The sequence below is a fragment of the Rhizobium sp. 18065 genome (assembly GCF_902706095.1).
Classification (GTDB): Bacteria; Pseudomonadota; Alphaproteobacteria; order Rhizobiales; family Rhizobiaceae; genus Allorhizobium.
This window is the reverse complement of the sequence record NZ_CACSJP010000003.1, coordinates 215,462-233,869: the sequence shown is the minus strand read 5'-3', so window position 1 is coordinate 233,869 and position 18,408 is coordinate 215,462. Positions and strand designations below refer to the sequence as shown.

The window sequence follows — 18,408 nt, the reverse complement described above, 5'->3', positions numbered from 1 at the left end:
CGGCTCTACTCAAAGTCCGGGTTCAATGTTTACGTTGCGGCCGGACCTCGCGGCCTCGACAACCGCCAAGCCTGTCGCCAGCGACCAGATACCGTCTTCGCCGGTGGCCGACGGCCTGCCCTTGCCGGCAATCGCAGCATGGAAGGCTTCAAGGCCCGCCTCGTAGAGATTACGGTTGCCAAGCTTGAGTTCCCGTTCGCCATCGGCATTGCGAAGCATGACGGAACCAACAGGACGCTGGGTCATGACGTTGCGCGCCACAAGGGAGCCCTCCGTGCCGTGGACTTCAAAGCCGGTCTCGGCAAACCGGGCGGTAAAGCCATCATGGAACTGGGCGAGAATGCCTTCCTCGAAACGCATGACACCCATGACCGCATCTTCAAGGCCTTGCCGGCCCATGCCGCCGGACTGTGAAAATGCCGTCACCTCAACCGGATTGCGACCCAAAACGAAGCGCAGTGTGTCGGCGTCGTGCACGGTGATATCGAGAATGACCCCGCCGCCAGCCGAAGGCTTATCGAGGCGCCAGCCCTGCAGATGCGGCGGCAGATAGACGGCATGAAAGACACGGGCCGCAAGCGGCTGGCCGATCTTGCCAGCGGCAATCGCATCACGCATGGCAATGTGGCTGGACGCATTGCGCAGATGGTGATTGGTTGCCAGAACGACACCGGCCTCACGAGCGCATTCCACCATCGCATGCGCATCCGCAAGGGTCATCGCAAGCGGCTTTTCGCAAAGTACATGCTTTCCAGCCTTGGCTGCGGCAATAGCCTGCTCGCAATGCTTCTCGTTGGTCGTCGAGATGTAAACGGCGGCAATTGCCGGATCGGCCAGCAGAACATTCAGATCGGCAGTCGACTGCTCGATCCCATTTTCCCGCGCATAGGTTTGGGCACGCTTTTCATCCGAGCTCATGACCGATACGACCTGGCCACCCGTCTCGCGGATCGCGCCGATCACCCATTCGCGTGCGATGGTACTGGCACCGACCAGCCCCCAACCTATCTTCATGATGCTTTCCTCCCAGAGCCAGCTTTCGTCGCACCGCAGCTATCCCGGACGACGAGACGAACAGCCCCCACCAGGGATTCCGGTTCCGGCTTCCCGGCATTGATCTGCTTGAGGAGAAGCTGTGCGGCGCGGCGGCCCATGCCTTGCGGATCGACGGATATTGTTGTCAGCGCAGGCACCGTCGATTTGGCTTCGATGACGTCATCGAAGCCAACCACGGCAAAATCAGCACCCGGCTCCAGTCGATGGAACCTCAGGCCGTCACAGACCCCGAAGGCGACCGCGTCGTTGAACGACACGCAGGCGGTAGCCCGATCGGCTATGGACAGGGCACGCCCCAGGGCCTCCACTCCCCCGGCACGCGATGGCGCGGACGGAAAGACAAGCTCTTCGTCAAAGCCAAGACCGGCCGCAATCAAGCCGTCCCGGTAACCCGCCAGACGCTCGTCGAAGATGGACATATCAGGGAAGCCACCGAAAAAGGCGATGCGCCTGTGGCCAAGCGAGGCCAGGTGTTCGACGGCGGCATAGATGCCGGCATGATTGTCGGACGTGATCGAGGAGACCTTGGAGCCCTGAATATTGCGCACCATAAGCACGACCGGAATTCCGGCATTGACGAGGGGTTTGAAGTCCGCAGCCTTCGAGCCGCGCGCCGGCGACACGATCAATCCTGAAATGCCATGCTCGCGCATCGATGCAATCACCTCGAGCTGGCGATCGACGCTTTCATTGGTGTTGGCGAGAAACTGCACGAAACCGGCCGACTGCACGACCATATCCACGCCGACGGCGACCTCGGCAAAGAATCCATTGGTCAGGTCATTAACGACTACGCCGACGATCTTTGACTTTGCTCTCGATTGGCGAAGGTTGGCAGCGCCGCGATTATAAACATAACCCAGCTCGCGCATCACGGCCGTCACTTTGGCACGCGTTACTTCATTGACCAGCGGCGACGCCTGCAGAACCAGGGACACCGTCGATTTCGAAACACCCGCTGCTTTCGCAATATCAATGACGGTTACCCGCGCCGCACTCATCAAGCCCTCCCATGACTTCGGCAAGTTCACACTCAATAATTGGAACGTTCCAATTCGTCAAGAGAGAAACCTACACCGCGACACTTGACCATCGCACACCAGAAAAGATGATGCCCAACTGAATCAACATGCCTTTTGACAACAAACTGCTCGAAGCAGCCGTCAAAGGGCAGAATGACGCGCGAAGATGGCCGAGTATCCACCTTGAAATTTGGAACGATCTAAATTATTGCAATTGGCACGGACGAGGAGAACAGCCATGACCCTGACATTGAACCTGCCTGCTGCGGACGGAACCGCCACCCCATACAGGCTTGTCGGAACACCGATCGAAAAACCCACCAGCCGACCGAGTTTCAATCGCATCGCCTATGCCGCCGCCCATGTCGTCTCGGCACCGCTCATTGATCGTGACCCCTGGAACCGGCCCGCGATCGACTGGGATACGACCATGGCTTTCCGGCACCATCTGTGGAGCCTCGGCTTCAAGATCGCCGAGGCCATGGACACCTCCCAGCGCGGCATGGGGCTGGACTGGGTCGGCGCACAGGAACTGATCCGCCGCTCTCTCGCTGAGGCAAAGACAGTCGAGGGCGCCGATCTCGCCTGCGGTGTCGGGACCGATCATCTGGCACCAGCAGACGCCCGATCACTCGACGAGGTGATCGCCGCCTACGAAACACAACTCGAATATGTGGAAAAATTCGGCGGTCGCGCCATCATGATGGCAAGCCGCGCACTCGCCCGCGTTGCGACATCGCCGGACGACTACGCCAAGGTCTATGGGCGCATCCTGTCCCAGGCCAAGGACAAGGTTGTTCTCCACTGGCTGGGCGACATGTTCGATCCCCAACTCACCGGCTATTGGGGAAGCAGCGATTTCGAAAAAGCGCTCGACTGCGTGCTCAGCATTATCTCGCAAAACAAGGACAAGGTTGACGGCATAAAGATCTCGCTTCTGGAAAACAGCAAGGAAATCGCATTGCGCAACCGACTGCCGCAAGACGTACTTTGCTTCACCGGCGACGACTTCAACTACGCGGAACTTATCGAGGGCGACGGCACCCGCCACAGCCACGCCTTGCTCGGCATTTTCGATGCAGTGGCCCCTTCAGCATCCAAGGCGCTCGCTTGCCTCGCCAGCGGAGACACGGAAACTTTCCGCGCCGTCCTCGAACCCACAGTGCCCCTGTCGCGAAAAATCTTCGAGGCTCCGACCCAATATTACAAGGCGGGCGTCGTTTTTCTCGCCTGGCTGAACGGCCACCAGACCCATTTCAGCCTGCCTGCCGGCATGCAGACTGCACGCGGGATCCTCCACTATGCCGAGATCTTCCGCCTTGCGGACCAGGCGAACGCGCTTGACGATCCAGAGCTTGCCATCAGGCGGATGAAAAATTTCGCTGGGGTCTACGGCATAGAATAGCCCAATCACCACCAGATTCCGGCACTGACGCCACAGCAAACCAACCGGAAACGTTAGATCGGTCAGGCGGGCGAAACCCTGAGTCAATGACTTCGCAACAAGACGTGACCAGAGCCGGACCCACGCCGCCACGAACAGCTTCACCGATTTTTCCGAGAAAACCGAACAAACGAAAAAGCCTGCCGCGGGAGGAGGTGCGGCAGGCTTTTCGAAATGATGAACAGCGACTGGGAGGAGGAGTGCCGCTGTTCCTACAGGCGCCCCTGGGAGGAGGAGTGGGTCGCCTGAAACACGAAGCTCTGCGGGAGGAGGTGCATTGCTTCGTTGAAAACCAACATACAGCATCACCGTGCTTATAAAATACGCTTTGTTGCAGTGCAGCCATGCAGAATTAGCATTGCTCGAATGCGCCGGAATCATGCGCTCAAACCCGCAAGGCAGTGGCACCGAACCGGCCACAAAGCACCGACCGCATCGAGCACGAAAATCCCAAACGCAAAAACGCCCGCGTCATCAGCGGGCGTCGTGCAAACATGCGAAGATGTCTTCAGGCGCTAGCGAGCGTATGATGCACGGGCGACACTGTGGATGTCGGCGCGACTGATACCGATGTCGGACAGTTCACGGCTCGACATGCGGCCCAGTTCGGCAACCGTCTGACGATACTTGCGCCAGTTATTAAAAGAGCGTGCTACGTTCATGATGATCCCCTTTCGTGAGGTATCTTTGACGCCAGCAACCTTGCTTCAGTTCCAACGTCGTTTCGATGATTGGAATATAGGCGCTTCCCCGCCCTAACAAAAGTGACAAGCTCACAGGTCAGCCATGCAAATCATGCATCGCCAAAGTGAGATCGAAGTAAACAGGGACTTTCAAACACATCAAGCAAGACCGGAAGGCGCCCGTCGCCACGGAATAGCATGGGCAAATGCGACCTCAAATGGCTTGATGTGGATCATGGTCAATCCGGACCTACAAATTACGATCGCCCTTCCACCATTTGCTTTAGGAGGATGAAGCATGTCGGACGAACCCATTATCCGCTTTCACGGAGCAGCAGGGGCCGTCACCGGCTCATGTCATCTGCTGGAATGGCGGGACCAGCGGGTCCTGATCGACTGCGGCATGTTTCAAGGTTCCAAGACCGAAAAGGAACTGAATTACCGGCCCTTCCCGTTCCAGACGAGCCAGATTGATGCTGTCATCCTGACGCATGCCCATATCGATCATTCCGGCCTGTTGCCCAAGCTTTCAAAGGCCGGGTACGAAGGGCCGATATATGCGACGCAACCAACGGCGGACTTGTGTTCGATCATGCTGCCTGACTCTGCCCATATTCAGGAGAGCGAGGTCGAGCACCTGAACCGGCGTAACGAACGTCGGGGCCGCGACAGTGTCGAACCAATCTATACGGCAGAAGACGCAGCCGTTGCTCTCACCCTGTTCAGGCCGATCGATCTCGAAGTCTGGCAGCAGGCAACGCAGTCCATCCGCTTTCGGCTGTGGAATGCCGGACATCTGCTGGGCTCGGCGTCGGTTGAAATCGAAATCGCCACGCCCGACCGACCGCTCCGATTGTTGTTTTCCGGTGATATCGGTCCCAGCCACAAATTGCTGCAATTCGACCCGAAGGCGCCGGCCGATTTCGATTATGTCATTTGCGAAAGCACTTATGGCGACCGCGAGAGACTTGAAACATCGGATACTGCGCGCCGTGCGGCCCTCATGGCAGAGGTGCGTGCGGCCAATCATCACGACGGCGCTCTGATCATTCCATCCTTCGCCGTCGAGCGAACCCAGGAACTTCTGGCCGACCTCGTCTACCTGATGGACACAAAGGCGGTGGATACCTGCCCGATCATCATCGATTCGCCTCTTGCCACGCGCGCCAGCGAGATCTTCGGCCGACATGCCCGCAGGATGCAAAACGGCCAATTGCTGAGCAAGGCGCTGCATGCGAAAAACGTGCGCTTCACCCAGACGGTCGAGCAGTCCAAGGCCGTCGACTTCATCCGGGGTTTTCATATCGTGATCGCGGCCAGCGGCATGTGCGAGGCCGGGCGGATCCGCCACCGGCTGAAAAACTGGCTTTGGCGAGACAATGGTACGGTTCTCCTCGTCGGATATCAGGCGGCTGGAACGCTGGGAAGAATTCTCGAAGACGGCGCAACCACGGTCCGCATTCAAGGCGACGAAATCACGGTGCGTGCCCGCATCCGCAAACTCGAAATCTACAGCGGCCATGCCGACGGCACCGAATTGCTGGCATGGGTCAAGGCGAGACAGCCGATCAGGTCGGGTGTATTTCTGGTCCATGGCGAAGAGGCCGCCCTTTCGGGTCTCACCCAGCGCCTGACATCCATCCTGGCCGATGACCGGATCATCACACCCCATCTCGATTCCGCATTCAAGCTGACCCGGGATGCCGCGATTGATGTGTCCGAGGCCCGCGCGTTGCGGCTGGAACCATTGAAGGCCGGACACCACGACTGGCACAACACCTTCCAGTCCTTCATCCTCGAACTACAGGCAGAGTTGCAAAATGCCGCCAGCGACAAGGAGCGCGGCGTCGTGCTGCGCAAATTGAAGCGAGCGTTGGCCGGTGCGGATTGAGACAAGATGCCAGCTCGTTGATACATCGGTCCGCCTCATAAATTTTTGACCGGAAGGTTAAAAATTCTGCTTGCGGTTCGGCCGATGACAAAACCTTCGCGGTTTGGCGCAAACATTGGGGATTTGTCCGCTGCTATAACCGGACCGACATGCGAGGCTTGTTTCAACGCCGGATTATCAGGCCAACGATCAACAGATTGGACAATCACCATGAAATGGTTCCAGACACTCGCCGCTGCCGCAGCATTGACCCAGCTTCTTTCCGTCGGCATTGCACATGCAGGCGCCAATCTTGACGAGATCAAGTCGGCGGGCGTCCTGAAGATCGGCACAGAAGGAACCTATGCCCCGTTTACGTTTCATGACACGTCTGGCGCCCTGGTTGGCTTCGATGTCGAAATCGGCAAGGCCATTGCGGAAAAGCTTGGCGTTACCGCAGAGTTCCTCGAAGGAAAATGGGACGGCCTGATCGCCGGACTCGATGCCAAGCGCTATGACATCGTGATCAACCAGGTCGGCATCACCGACGAGCGCAAGAAGAAGTATGACTTCTCCGACCCCTACATCGCCTCCAAGGCCGTGCTGATCGTCAAGGCTGACAATGACGGTATCAAGTCGTTTGCCGATCTGAGCGGCAAGACGGCGGCGCAGTCACTTTCCAGCAATTTCGGCAAGCTTGCCCAGGCATCCGGCGCTGAACTCGTCGGCACGGATGGCTTTGACCAGTCGATCCAACTGGTGCTGACCGGCCGCGCGGATGCTACCATCAATGACAGCCTCTCCTTCCTCGACTTCAAGAAGCACAAGCCCGATGCGCCGGTGAAGATCGCCGCCGAACAGGCCGATGCCGATTTTTCCGGCGTGATATTGCGCAAGGGCGAGACAGAGCTGCAGGATGCCATCAACAAGGCTTTGAGCGACATCAAGGCTGACGGTACCTATGAGGCGATTTCGCAAAAATACTTCGGCGCCGACGTTTCCAAGTAAAAGGCACAGATAGTCGAAGCGCGGGACGGTATCGAACGGACCCGCCTATCGCTATAGTCTGATCCGCTCCGAACGACTCAAAGCGTTTGGAGCGGATCGTTTCATTCGAGGGATCAGAACTTGCCCGCCTGGCTTCAACTCATGCTGGATTCGCTCCAGCCGCTTTTATGGGCGGGTCTGGTCTTCACCATCCCGCTGACCCTCCTGTCTTTCGTGCTCGGTCTTGCGCTCGGGCTTACTGTCGCCGTCACGCGCCTCTTCGGGCCGAAGCCGCTGGTCGCCGCCGCCCGTTTCTACGTCTGGGTGATCCGTGGCACGCCGCTTCTGGTTCAGCTCTTCGTCATTTTTTATGGCCTGCCGAGCCTCGGCATCTTGCTGGATGCCTTCCCTGCAGCCCTGATCGGCTTCACTTTGAATGTCGGTGCGTACACGTCGGAAATCATCCGCGCCGTGATCGCTTCTGTCCCGCGCGGACAATGGGAAGCTGCCTATTCTATCGGGATGAGCTGGGGCCAGGCCATGCGCCGGACCATCCTTCCGCAGGCGGCGCGCGTTGCCGTGCCACCGCTGTCCAACACCTTCATTTCCCTGGTGAAAGACACGTCGCTCGCAGCGGCCATCACCGTACCTGAACTCTTCCAGACCGCGCAGCGCATTGTTGCCACAACATACGAGCCCTTGATCCTCTATATCGAGGCCGCCCTCATCTACCTCGCCATGAGTTCTGTTCTTTCTGCCTTGCAGGTTCGGCTGGAAAAGCGCTTTGCCCGGTATGGCGGCTTTCTGGAGGCCAGGACATGATCGAGCTATCCCATATCGAAAAACGCTTCGGCGACAATGTCGTGCTGAAGGATATCAGCGTCACGATCGCAGAAGGCACTGTGACTGCACTCGTCGGCCCATCCGGCGGCGGCAAGAGCACGCTGCTGCGCTGCATCAATCTGCTGGAAACGCCGACATCCGGGACGATCCGGCTCGGCGATGAAACCATCCGGTTCCAGCCCGGCCAGAAGACCGGCTGGGATGCGACCCAGCGCCTGCGTCGCCAGACCGGTATGGTGTTTCAGAATTTCCAGCTTTTTCCCCACCAGACGGCGATTGAAAACGTCATGGAAGGGCTGGTCACCGTGCTCAAATGGCCGAAGGAAAAGGCACGGCTTCACGCCGCCGACCTGCTGCAAAAGGTCGGCATGGCGCACAAGGCCGATGCCTGGCCCGCAACGCTTTCCGGTGGCCAGCAACAGCGCGTGGCAATCGCACGTGCACTGGCGCCCTCGCCCCGCGTGCTTCTCTGCGACGAGCCGACTTCGGCACTCGACCCGGAACTGGCGGAAGAAGTGGTCGAAGTGCTGAGCCGGCTTGCCCGTGAAGGCACAACCATGATCATGGCGACCCATGACCTCAGACTTGCCTCGCGTGTTGCCGATCAGGTTCTGTTCCTGGATGGCGGCCTGATCGTGGAGAGCGGAGCCCCGAAGTCGATCTTCCAGTCACCGGAACGCGATCGCACGAAGAAGTTCATCTCTTCACTCAGCGCCGGCCACAGCTATGACATCTGAAGGGCGCAGCGAGTTGCCAACGACCCGACTGATAACGTAGCCATCTCCCAGCAACTTTACGCTGGCCGAAGAAGACTAGCGCGCGACATATTCAAACAACCGCGCTACCGCTTCCGCACCCGGATCAACATGACCTTGCAACTGTTTGGCGTTTATGTAGGCGGCGCGTCCGGCCTTGGCGCGTTCCAGCGTCGCGGTCATATTTGCGCCTTCCCGCGCGGCTTTCGCAGCGACCCGGATACCGTCAGCTAGGGCGTCGAGTGCTGGTGCCAAGGCATCAATCATGGTGCGATCACCAACCTGTGCGCCACCGATCTCCTGCATCCGCAAAAGCCCCGCCTTCAATGCATCGCGCATCGATAGCCCGCTTGCTGCGCCGTCGCCGGCCGCGGTAAAGAATATTGCCAGGAGTACGCCGGACGAGCCGCCCATTGTCTGACTGAGTTCCTGGCCGATGGCGCGGTAGAGCTGGGTATGATCCGACAAAGGAAGACGATCCATCGCTCTGATCAGGGCCTTTGCCGCCCCCGCCAAAGTCGATCCGGTATCGCCGTCACCCGACTTGGCATCCAGCATGTTTAAATCCTGCTCCGCCGCGATCATGACATTGCAGCAACCGATGATGAACTGCCTGGTTTCAGCATGATCCGAGGCCAAAGGCGTGATCGGTGTCAAACCATCCGGAAGCGCAGCAACATTGATCGGCGTGATCGCGGCAAGCCCAGGCCAAGCGGAAAGCAAGACCGGCCGCGAAAGGGCATCAAGCTCCTGCGTCTCAGCCGGCAGTAGCGAAATCGAAAAGCCGCGCATGTCGAGTGAGGTCATCATCGGGGCTGGTCCAACGACATGCGAGATTTGCCGGCCAAGCGAAGAATGCAACAGTTCATGGGTCAGGACCGACATTTCCAGCACCGACGTTCCGCCAAGATTATTGATCAGAGCCACATGTGGCCTGTCTGCAATATGAGGCCCCAGTTTCGCAGCAACGGCGGCCATCGCGGTTCGGGCATCGGAAAAATCGATCTGTTCGACCCCTGCTTCCCCGTGAATACCGAGCCCAAGCTCTACCATGCCCTGCGGAATGCGATCTTCCTTTGGGGAGCCGGGAACTGTGCAGGTGTCAAGCGACATGCCGATGCTCATCGTTGAAGCGACCACGCGCCTTGCCGCTGCTGTCACGGTATCAAGGTCGGCGCCGGTCTCAGCCAGTGCACCGGCAATCTTGTGAACGAATAAGGTGCCGGCAAGCCCACGCGCTTGCGGGAGATCCGGCAATGCGATGTCGTCATCAACAATGACCATGCTGACATTCAGTCCGAAAGCGCGGGCGCGTTCCGCGGCCAATCCGAAGTTCAGCCGGTCGCCGGTATAATTCTTGACGATCAGGAGACAACCGGCCGGACCTGTCACGGCAAGGATTCCGGCCAGCACGCCATCGACGCTGGGGGAGGCAAAGACGTCTCCACAGACCGCCGCGGTCAGCATGCCGGCACCGACAAAACCGGCATGGGCGGGTTCATGGCCGGAACCGCCACCGGACACCAGCGCCACCCGCGACTTGTCCCAATCATTGCGGATGACGACACGGATATGGGGATAGCCGTCCAGCCGTGCGAGCATGCCGCGAGACGTTGCCAGCAAACCATCGATCGCTTCGGTGACGACATCTTCCCGCCTATTGATGAACTGGGCCATTTTCTTCCTCCCTTAAGAAATACGCATGCCGTCTGCATCGAAATAGAGCGGCTTATCTGGCTGGATTTTTACGATATCGCCATGGCGCAACAGGCTATGGGGCTCGGTCACGGTGACGAGTTCATGATTGCGAAACGACAGGTGCAAGCGTGTCTGGTCGCCCAGATGCTCGACGCGGGTGACCAGACTGTCTTCGCCCTGACCTTGGGTAATTTGTTCCGGTCGAAGTCCGATGGTGAGGGCTCGCGGCGGCGCGCCTGCGAACACGTCGGCCGGGAGCAGATTGATGCGGGGCTGCCCAAGCCGCGTCGCAGCATAGGTGCTGACCGGCCTCTCGTAAACGTCACGGGGAGAACCAAACTGTATGAGCTTGCCATTCTGAAGAACGCCGACATGCGTTGCCATGGTCATCGCCTCGATCTGGTCATGGGTCACGTAGAGCAGTGTCGCCCCGGAATTGGCCTGAATGCTTTTCAGTTCGATACGCAAATCGGAACGGAGCTTGGCGTCGAGCGAACTTAGTGGCTCATCCATCAGGTAGACCTGCGGATTGCGGACCAGCGCACGACCGATCGAAACGCGCTGCATCTCGCCACCGGACAGGGCTGTCGCCTTGTTGTCCAGTTTGTGCGATATCTGAAGTATATCGGCTATTGCCCTGACTTTGCGCTCTATTTCGCCTTGAGGCGTGTTCAGAAGCGGCGATTTCAGCGGGAACTCAAGGTTTTGGCGCACTGTCAGATGCGGATAGAGCGAGTACTGCTGGAAAACCATCGCCACATTGCGCTGGGCCGGCGTCAGGCCTCGCATCGGCTGGCCGCCGATCAATACATCTCCACTATCCGGCTGATCAAGCCCCGACACCATGCGCAACGTGGTTGTCTTTCCGGCTCCAGTCGGGCCCAGAAGGACAACGAAAGAGCCATCGGGAATGGTCATCGACACATTGTCCAGCGCCACGTGATTGCCGAAAGCCTTGGTGACGCCCCTCAAGATAACTTCAGCCATGGCGCAGCACCCCCTCATTCGCTTGCGACAACAGCGCCAGGCCTCTTTCCTCGGTAAAGATGGTGAGCGTGCGCGCATCGAATTCCAGGCCGATGAGATCGCCTGGATTGACCACTTTGTGGGAGGAGATCCGTGCCTTCAGCACCCCATTGGCGGTCGACATGGTGACGATCTGCGTTGTACCGAGATATTCGGTGGCAATGACCCGGCCGCGAAATTCGGAGGCGTCGGAAAAACGGATATGTTCGGGACGCACTCCGAGCGTCAACTTGCCCTTGGCGCCTTGTCTGGTCACCGGAACATGAACTTTTTGACCCGACAGATCGATGCTGTCGGCGCCGTTTCCGATCATGCCCTCGAATTCCAGGAAATTCATCGCCGGAGAACCGATGAACTTGGCAACGAACTTGGTTGCCGGCCAATCATAGATCTCCTGGGGTCGGCCGAACTGCTCGACCACACCATGGTTCATCACCACGATCTTATCGCCCATCTGCATGGCTTCGAGTTGGTCATGCGTGACATAGACCGTCGTCGCGCCCATGCGGTCATGCAGTGCGCGAAGCTCTTCAGCCATGTGCTCGCGAAACTCAGCATCCAGTGCACCAAGGGGTTCATCCATGAAAAAGGCCTTGGGTCGGCGCACGATTGCCCGGCCGAGCGCCACGCGCTGGCGGTCGCCGCCGGACAGTCCGCCAACAGGCCTTTCGAGGATATCCTCGATTTTCAGGATATTGGCCACCTCGGCTACACGCTGCCTGACTTCTGCCCTGGGCACACCTTGACTGAGGAGTGGATAGGAAATGTTGCGCCGTACGTTCATGTGTGGATAGAGCGCGAACATCTGGAAAACGAAGGCGATGTCGCGCTGGCTCGCCCGTTTCATGCCGACTTCTTCGCCGTCGATATAGATTTCACCGCTGGTCGGTAGTTCGAGGCCTGCCATCATGCGCAAGGTCGTCGTCTTGCCGCAGCCGGAGGGACCAAGGAGCATGAAGAACTCACCGTCCTCGACCGTGAAGCTGGAGGATTGGACGGCCGTGAAGCTTCCGAATTCCTTGCGCACATTTTCAATACGAATCTGGGCCATGCTTCACTCCGGAAAATGGCTGACGATGATGAACATCACCGTGCCGACCAGGGTGACAACAAAGGAATATGAGAACATCCAGAGAGCGAAGGGCTGCATGAGCATGAAGACGCCTAAAGCGATCAGGACGGAAGCGACAAGCTCCCAGGCGCTGCGTCGCATATGCAGTAATCCATTCAGAAATTCAGTCATTTACGGACAGCTCCGAAAGTGATGCCACGAAGCAGATGCTTGCGCAGGAGGATGGTGAAGACCATCACGGGAACCAGGAATAGTGTGGCGCCGGCCGCAACGGCCGGCCAGTCCTGCCCGCCCACGCCGATGATGGTCGGAATGAAGGGCGGTGCCGTCTGCGCCGTGCCGGAGGTCAACAGGACCGCAAAAGCATATTCGTTCCAGGCGAAGATCAGGCAGAAGATGGCGGTCGAAGCGATGCCCGTCGCCGCCTGCGGCAGCACAACCTTGTAGAACGCCTGGAAGCGCGTGTAGCCATCGATCAGCGCAGCCTCCTCGTATTCGATCGGGATCTCGTCGATAAAGCCCTTCAGTAGCCAGACCGAAAGCGACAGGTTGACCGCAGTATAGAGCAGGATCATGCCGGCATGAGTGTCGCTCAGGCCGAGCGAGCGGAACATCAGAAAGATCGGGATTGCGACCGCAATCGGCGGCATCATCCGGGTCGAGAGGATGAAGAACAGGAGATCATCCTTCAGCGGCACCCGAAAACGGGAGAAGGCATAGGCCGCAGCGGTACCAAGCACGATGCACAGCACGGTCGAACCGAAGCCGATGATCACCGAATTGGTGAACCGCTCGCCGAAGCGCGACGGACCGGCAATCACCAGACCATCCTTGCGAACGATCCGCTCATACCAGGTCTTCGGCTCGCCCAACTGCTGCAGCGTTTCTTCGGAGACGCGCGTACGGGTGGTGAAAAGGTTCACATAACCTTCCAGCGTCGGTTCGAAAACGATCTTGGGAGGATAGGCGATGGCGTCGGAGGGCGACTTGAAGCCGGTGGTGATGATCCAGACCAGCGGCAGGATGGTGACCACCGCATACAAGATCACCAGGGTGCCGGCGAGCCATTTCTGGCGCAGCGACGGTTCTGTAACGGAATAGCTGCTCATCTCTGTTTCACCTTGTTCAAGGCCTTGACGTAGATCGACGCCAAACCAAACACAGTCACGAAGAGAATGACCGCATAGGCGGAGGCGTAACCTGTCCGCCACTTCTCGAAGGCTTCGCGCTTCAGGTTGATCGAGGTCAGTTCCGTCACAGAGCCGGGGCCACCGCCGGTCAGTTGCACCACGAGATCGAACATCTTGAAATTCTCGATGCCGCGAAACAGCACCGCCAACATCAGGAACGGCAGCACCATGGGTATGGTGATTGTCCAGAACTGGCGCCATTTGCTGGCGCGGTCACATTCCGCCGCTTCATAGATACTGTCTGGAATCGAGCGCAGTCCCGCCAAACAGATCAGCATGACGAAAGGCGTCCACATCCAGGTATCGACAATGATAATGGCCCAGGGCGCCAGATTGACATTGGCGATCATCGAGAAGCTGGAAGGATCCGCACCGGTAAAGAAGCTCACGGCGTAGTTGAAAAGGCCGATCTGCGGCTGATAGAGGAAAGTCCAGAAATTGCCGACCACGGCCGGGCTTAGCATCATCGGCAAGACGATCAGCGTCGTCCAAAGATCGTTGCCGCGAAACTTCTTGTTGATCAGATAGGCGAGTGAAAACCCCAACAAGACCTGGAGCACGATCGTCCAGATCAGGAAATGGGCAGTGGCCTGCATTGTCAGCCAGATATCGGGGTCAGTCAGGATGCGTCGATAATTCTGCAATCCGATGAACTCGATCTCGGCATTGGGGCGGTTGACGCGGAAATTGGTGAAACTCAGCCGGATCGTCCAAATGAGCGGGAAAATATTGACCGCAAGCAGAAGGACAATCGACGGCGCCACGAACAGCCAGGCAATGGAGCGGTCGGAAAGGCCGGTGATCCGCCTTGCCACAGCCGGCGGCGTCGCCTGTGCAATCCGGTCTATCGGTGTATCGGACATGACACCCCCTCAACATATGTAGGATGAATGGCAGGACCGGATGATTGGTCCCGGCCCTGCCTGTTGCCGTCCGCTAAGGCGGACCGGCGGCGGATCAGTACTTGCCTTCATCCTCGAAGACGTCGGTCCAGTCCTTCACCAGGCCATCCAGCGCCTCCTTCGACGTGCCCTGCCCAGCCACGACATAGTCATGGAAACGCTTCTGCGACGCCTGAAGCAGGGACGCATAGGAGGGCTCGGCCCAGAAATCCTTCACGATCGCCATGGAATCGAGGAAGGTCTGCGCATAGGGTTGGCTGGTGGCAAAACCTGGATCCTCGACCACCGCGCGCAGAGCCGAGTAGCCGCCGAGGCTCCACCACTTGGCCTGGATCTCAGGCTGCGCGAACCATTTGATGTATTCGAGCGCCGCAGCCTGCTTTTCCGACGCAGCAACGACGGAGATGCCCTGGCCACCGAGCTGGGCAAGCTGCTTGCCGCCTGGGCCTGCAGGATTGGCGAAATAGCCCGACTTCTCGCCGCCAACCTTGGCGTCTGCATGAATGCCCGGCCAGATGAAGGCGAAGTTCATCTGAAGTGCGACCTGTCCGGATTTATAGGCATCGATGTTTTCGGACATATAAGCATCCGAAGAGCCGGGCGGCGTGCAGCAATCATAGAGCGCCTTGTAGAATTCCAGGCCGGCGATAGCATCCGGCGAATTGACGAAACCTTCCAGTTCATAGGGCTTGTCGGGATTGTCGTAGCTGAAGCCGTAGCTGTAGAGCACATCCATGGCCCCCATGGTAATGCCCTCCGAGCCACGCTCGGAATAGATTGCCGCTCCATAGACCTTGGTGCCGTCGATATCCCTCCCTTGGAAGAACTCGGCAATATCCTTCAATTCGGCAAAGGTCTTGGGCACGGCCAGTTCGCGGCCATATTTGCTTTTGAATTCGCCCTGAAGCTCGGGCCTTGCAAACCAGTCCTTGCGATAGGTCCAGCCTACCACGTCACCGAATGCCGGCAGCGCCCAATAATTCGGGGTGTTTTTTGGCCATTCGGAATAACCCGTCACGGTAGCCGGGATGAAATCGCTCATCTTGATACCTTCCTTGTCGAAGAAATCATTGAGCTTGATGTACTGGCCGTTCTCCGCAGCACCGCCGATCCACTGACTGTCGCCGATCATCAGGTCACAGAGCTTGCCGCCGGAATTCAGCTCGTTGAGCATGCGATCAGCAAAGTTAGGCCATGGCACGAATTCAAACTTCATCGTGTGGCCGGACTTGGCCTCGAAGTCCTTGCTGAGCTCAACCAGCGCATTGGCCGGATCCCAGGCCGCCCAGCAAAGAGTCAGATCATCGGCCCTGGCCGATGTCGCAGTCACTGCGCCGAGACCGACGAACACGCCGACGGCAGTAGCGGATTTCAGTAGTTTGGACCTCATGATCGAAAACCTCCCTTTGTGCCTCCCGACCTCCATCAGGAAACGAAAACGCCCCGTGCGGAGCCCCTTGGCGCAGAAGTCAAGATTGCGACAGGCCGCCATCCTCCCTGGCCTCAACAGCAATGCGCTCCGCCGATCCCCATCGACCGAGCCGCTTGATGCTGGAGACAGTGATAGTTGAGGTGCGCACCTCAATGCAAGAGATTTTTGAGGTGCGCACCTCAATTTCTTGCCTTTTGCCGAAATGTGTCGCAAAAGCAGCCATCGAACCATTGACGAGAACACTCAAAGGAGACGGCATGCGGCCGACAGCGAAAGACCTTGCCGAAGCCGCCGGCGTCAGCCTGGCGACGGTTGATCGTGTCCTCAATGACCGACCCTTCGTCAGCAAGACATCATCGCAAAAGGTCAACGAAGCGATTGAACGGATTGGATTTATCCGAAATCCGGCGGCAGTGAACCTTGCCCGAAACAAGACCTACCGCTTCCTCTTCCTGCTGCCCGTGTCGGGTGACCAATACCTCCTGGAATTGCTCCAGCGGGTGGATGAGGCACGCGAAGCGGTCAAATCCGACCTCACGCTCGTCGACGTCGAGCAGATCCCGATCAACGATCCGCATCAGGTCGCCAAATACCTGTCATCGATCGACAGCAGCCGCATCGACGGCGTCGCCATCATGGCGCCGGAATCACCACAGGTACGCGATGCGATGGCAAGACTGCTTGAGCGCGGCACCAAGGTCGTGCAGTTTCTCTCCGGCCAGGAGAAGCTCGACAATACCGACTTCGTCGGCATCGACAACTTTGCCGCCGGCGCTACGGCCGGAAAAATTATCGGACGCTTCCTCGGGCACGAGGCCGGGCAGATCATGGTCATCGCCGAAACCATGATGGCTCAGGACAGCATCGAGCGCAGGCTCGGCTTCGACAACATCATCAACCGTCAGTTCGGCCACCTGAAAGGTCTTCCGTCACTCGAAACCTATGGCGATGAGCGCCGTGCTCAGACGATCATACAAAGGACCCTGGAAAACAATCGCGACATCAAAGCCGCCTACATTCTGAGCGCGGAGGCTCGCATCCCCGTCTGGGCGATAGAGCACTGCAGCGACATCCGCGCATTGACGGTTGTTGTGCATGAACGCACGCCGTTCACCGAAGCCGCACTCAGGGATGAGCGGATCGACACGATTATCGCGCAGGATCCCGGACATGCCGTTAGGAGCGCCCTCAGGATCATGCGCGCACGCACCGATCTTCGCGCGCCATTGGCGTCACAGGAAAAGATCCGGATCGAAGTACTACTGAAGGAAAACCTCTGAGTTTCGCACAAAGGCATCAGCTCCAAGACCGGCGACGGCACGCGCCGATCATCGAAGCCGCGCGACGACCGCCCGATCGGCCCGAACGACAACTGGGGCCTTGCCAGTTAACTATACTGCTGGCATAGGATTGGCATTGAACCTGATCAAAGCTGCCTGACAGATTCTGCGGGAGACCGAGACATGACCAACGAAACCGCCAGAACCGAAAGACGGGGCGAGTCGCTCGTCTCCAGGATCAGCACGGATCTGCGTCGCGACATTGAGGCTGGAAAGTTTGCGCCCGGTTCGCGCCTGCCGAGCGAAAACGAACTCACTCGCGAATACTCCGTCAGTCGGGCCGTGGTTCGCGAGGCCATCGCCATATTGCGCGCAGGCGGCCTCGTTGAGGCGCGCAAAGGGGCCGGCGTCTTCGCGCTTGAAGTCAACGCAAAAGCGCAGCCCTTCCACAACCTCGATCCAGACCGGGTCTCCTCGGTGATCGAACTCCTCGAAATCAGGACCGTGTTCGAAGTGGAATCGGCGGCCCTTGCCGCATCAAGGCGATCCGCAACTCAGATCGAGGCAATACTCGAGGCACACAACCATATCCGAGAGTGCCTGATACACGGCGCCCCGACACGCGACGCGGACTTCGCCCTGCATCTGGCGATTGCCGAAGCCACGCAGAACCGCCGCTTTGTCGAGTTTCTCCAACTGATCCGGACAGGCATCATTCCCCGCGGGGAATTGCAAGGAGCAGAGCCTGGCGCCCGTCCAAAGGACTACAATCTCAATTTGCAGGAGGAACATGGGCGGATCGTCGATGCCATCATCGAAGGCGACGCGGAATCCGCCCGCGTGCATATGCGCACCCATCTTCGCGGCAGCCTCGAACGCTACAAGGCCCTGCTGCGCACCAAGCGAAGCGATGAAACGCCGCAACTGGCGGGCTGAGCCGCAGGAACAAGTCCGACAACTTACACCCGACCTTCATGCACCTGCCACCCACAGGGCCCGACTGGGAAATGCGCAGACATTCGGCCCAAACTTCCCCGCCGGATGAAATTGAACGGGACGCCAAGCCAAAAAAGATCATATACGGCCATTCCGGGCCAGCTCTGAAGACGGCCGAAAAGCGTGCCGGCATGAGGGCATACATCGCGCCA

The 18,408-nt window shown here is 58.6% G+C and carries 18 protein-coding genes; 7 read left to right on the top strand and 11 right to left on the bottom strand.

What is annotated here, in order from left to right:
- Nucleotides 1–9 precede the first annotated feature (9 nt).
- A complete protein-coding gene (locus GVK95_RS09760) occupies nt 10–1,014 on the bottom strand; it encodes a Gfo/Idh/MocA family oxidoreductase (RefSeq protein WP_159948961.1) in 1,005 nt (334 codons plus the stop codon).
- Nucleotides 1,011–2,057, bottom strand: coding sequence for a LacI family DNA-binding transcriptional regulator (locus GVK95_RS09755; RefSeq protein ID WP_159948959.1), 1,047 nt, complete (start codon nt 2,055–2,057; stop codon nt 1,011–1,013). The genes GVK95_RS09760 and GVK95_RS09755 overlap by 4 nt, the downstream gene beginning before the upstream one ends.
- Nucleotides 2,058–2,316: 259 nt before the next feature.
- Here GVK95_RS09755 and GVK95_RS09750 point away from each other — a divergent pair, with 259 nt between their 5' ends.
- Nucleotides 2,317–3,483 carry a dihydrodipicolinate synthase family protein gene (locus GVK95_RS09750; RefSeq protein WP_159948957.1) on the top strand — a complete coding sequence of 389 codons (1,167 nt, stop codon included), beginning with the start codon at nt 2,317–2,319 and terminating at the stop codon, nt 3,481–3,483.
- Between the two features lie 554 nt (nt 3,484–4,037).
- Here the strand turns inward: GVK95_RS09750 and GVK95_RS09745 are convergent.
- Complete coding sequence (locus GVK95_RS09745) at nt 4,038–4,184, bottom strand: DUF1127 domain-containing protein (RefSeq protein WP_159948822.1); 147 nt, start codon at nt 4,182–4,184, stop codon at nt 4,038–4,040.
- Nucleotides 4,185–4,503: 319 nt separating this feature from the next.
- On the opposite strand from GVK95_RS09745, the gene GVK95_RS09740 reads away from it, so the two are divergent.
- Entirely contained in the window at nt 4,504–6,096 is a 1,593-nt protein-coding gene (locus GVK95_RS09740; RefSeq protein ID WP_159948955.1) for an MBL fold metallo-hydrolase, read from the top strand.
- A gap of 35 nt (nt 6,097–6,131) precedes the next feature.
- Here GVK95_RS09740 and GVK95_RS09735 read toward each other — a convergent pair whose 3' ends face one another.
- Entirely contained in the window at nt 6,132–6,308 is a 177-nt protein-coding gene (locus GVK95_RS09735) for a hypothetical protein (protein WP_159948953.1), read from the bottom strand.
- Here GVK95_RS09735 and GVK95_RS09730 point away from each other — a divergent pair.
- From GVK95_RS09730 to GVK95_RS09720, 3 genes are all read left to right on the top strand, one after another.
- Nucleotides 6,307–7,083, top strand: a complete 777-nt coding sequence (locus tag GVK95_RS09730; protein ID WP_159948951.1) for an amino acid ABC transporter substrate-binding protein — start codon at nt 6,307–6,309, stop codon at nt 7,081–7,083. The genes GVK95_RS09735 and GVK95_RS09730 overlap by 2 nt on opposite strands.
- A gap of 120 nt (nt 7,084–7,203) precedes the next feature.
- Nucleotides 7,204–7,884 (top strand): amino acid ABC transporter permease, encoded by a 681-nt coding sequence (locus GVK95_RS09725; RefSeq protein ID WP_159948949.1) that lies wholly within the window; start codon nt 7,204–7,206, stop codon nt 7,882–7,884.
- The gene (locus GVK95_RS09720) at nt 7,881–8,642 is read left to right on the top strand and encodes an amino acid ABC transporter ATP-binding protein (protein WP_159948947.1); all 762 of its coding nucleotides are present in this window, start codon (nt 7,881–7,883) and stop codon (nt 8,640–8,642) included. Before GVK95_RS09725 ends, GVK95_RS09720 begins: the two co-directional genes overlap by 4 nt.
- A 75-nt stretch (nt 8,643–8,717) precedes the next feature.
- Here GVK95_RS09720 and GVK95_RS09715 read toward each other — a convergent pair whose 3' ends face one another.
- The 7 genes from GVK95_RS09715 to GVK95_RS09685 all read right to left on the bottom strand — a co-directional run bounded on the left by GVK95_RS09715 (nt 8,718) and on the right by GVK95_RS09685 (nt 15,938).
- Nucleotides 8,718–10,337 carry a dihydroxyacetone kinase subunit DhaK gene (locus tag GVK95_RS09715; RefSeq protein WP_159948945.1) on the bottom strand — a complete coding sequence of 540 codons (1,620 nt, stop codon included), beginning with the start codon at nt 10,335–10,337 and terminating at the stop codon, nt 8,718–8,720.
- 12 nt (nt 10,338–10,349) lie between these two features.
- Nucleotides 10,350–11,345 carry an ABC transporter ATP-binding protein gene (locus GVK95_RS09710; RefSeq protein WP_159948943.1) on the bottom strand — a complete coding sequence of 332 codons (996 nt, stop codon included), beginning with the start codon at nt 11,343–11,345 and terminating at the stop codon, nt 10,350–10,352.
- Nucleotides 11,338–12,435: an ABC transporter ATP-binding protein gene (locus GVK95_RS09705; protein ID WP_159948941.1), complete on the bottom strand. Its 1,098-nt coding sequence runs from the start codon at nt 12,433–12,435 to the stop codon at nt 11,338–11,340. Before GVK95_RS09705 ends, GVK95_RS09710 begins: the two co-directional genes overlap by 8 nt.
- A gap of 3 nt (nt 12,436–12,438) precedes the next feature.
- A complete protein-coding gene (locus GVK95_RS09700; protein WP_159948940.1) occupies nt 12,439–12,627 on the bottom strand; it encodes a hypothetical protein in 189 nt (62 codons plus the stop codon).
- Entirely contained in the window at nt 12,624–13,565 is a 942-nt protein-coding gene (locus GVK95_RS09695) for a carbohydrate ABC transporter permease (RefSeq protein WP_159948939.1), read from the bottom strand. Before GVK95_RS09695 ends, GVK95_RS09700 begins: the two co-directional genes overlap by 4 nt.
- Nucleotides 13,562–14,509 carry a sugar ABC transporter permease gene (locus GVK95_RS09690; RefSeq protein WP_159948938.1) on the bottom strand — a complete coding sequence of 316 codons (948 nt, stop codon included), beginning with the start codon at nt 14,507–14,509 and terminating at the stop codon, nt 13,562–13,564. The genes GVK95_RS09695 and GVK95_RS09690 overlap by 4 nt, the downstream gene beginning before the upstream one ends.
- Before the next feature lie 94 nt (nt 14,510–14,603).
- On the bottom strand, nt 14,604–15,938 hold the full coding sequence (locus GVK95_RS09685) for an extracellular solute-binding protein (protein WP_159948937.1): 1,335 nt from the start codon (nt 15,936–15,938) through the stop codon (nt 14,604–14,606).
- Nucleotides 15,939–16,237: 299 nt separating this feature from the next.
- Here GVK95_RS09685 and GVK95_RS09680 point away from each other — a divergent pair, with 299 nt between their 5' ends.
- Both GVK95_RS09680 and GVK95_RS09675 read left to right on the top strand, forming a co-directional pair.
- Nucleotides 16,238–17,260 (top strand): LacI family DNA-binding transcriptional regulator, encoded by a 1,023-nt coding sequence (locus GVK95_RS09680; protein WP_159949507.1) that lies wholly within the window; start codon nt 16,238–16,240, stop codon nt 17,258–17,260.
- Nucleotides 17,261–17,443: 183 nt separating this feature from the next.
- A complete protein-coding gene (locus GVK95_RS09675; protein ID WP_159948936.1) occupies nt 17,444–18,196 on the top strand; it encodes a FadR/GntR family transcriptional regulator in 753 nt (250 codons plus the stop codon).
- Nucleotides 18,197–18,408 lie beyond the last annotated feature (212 nt).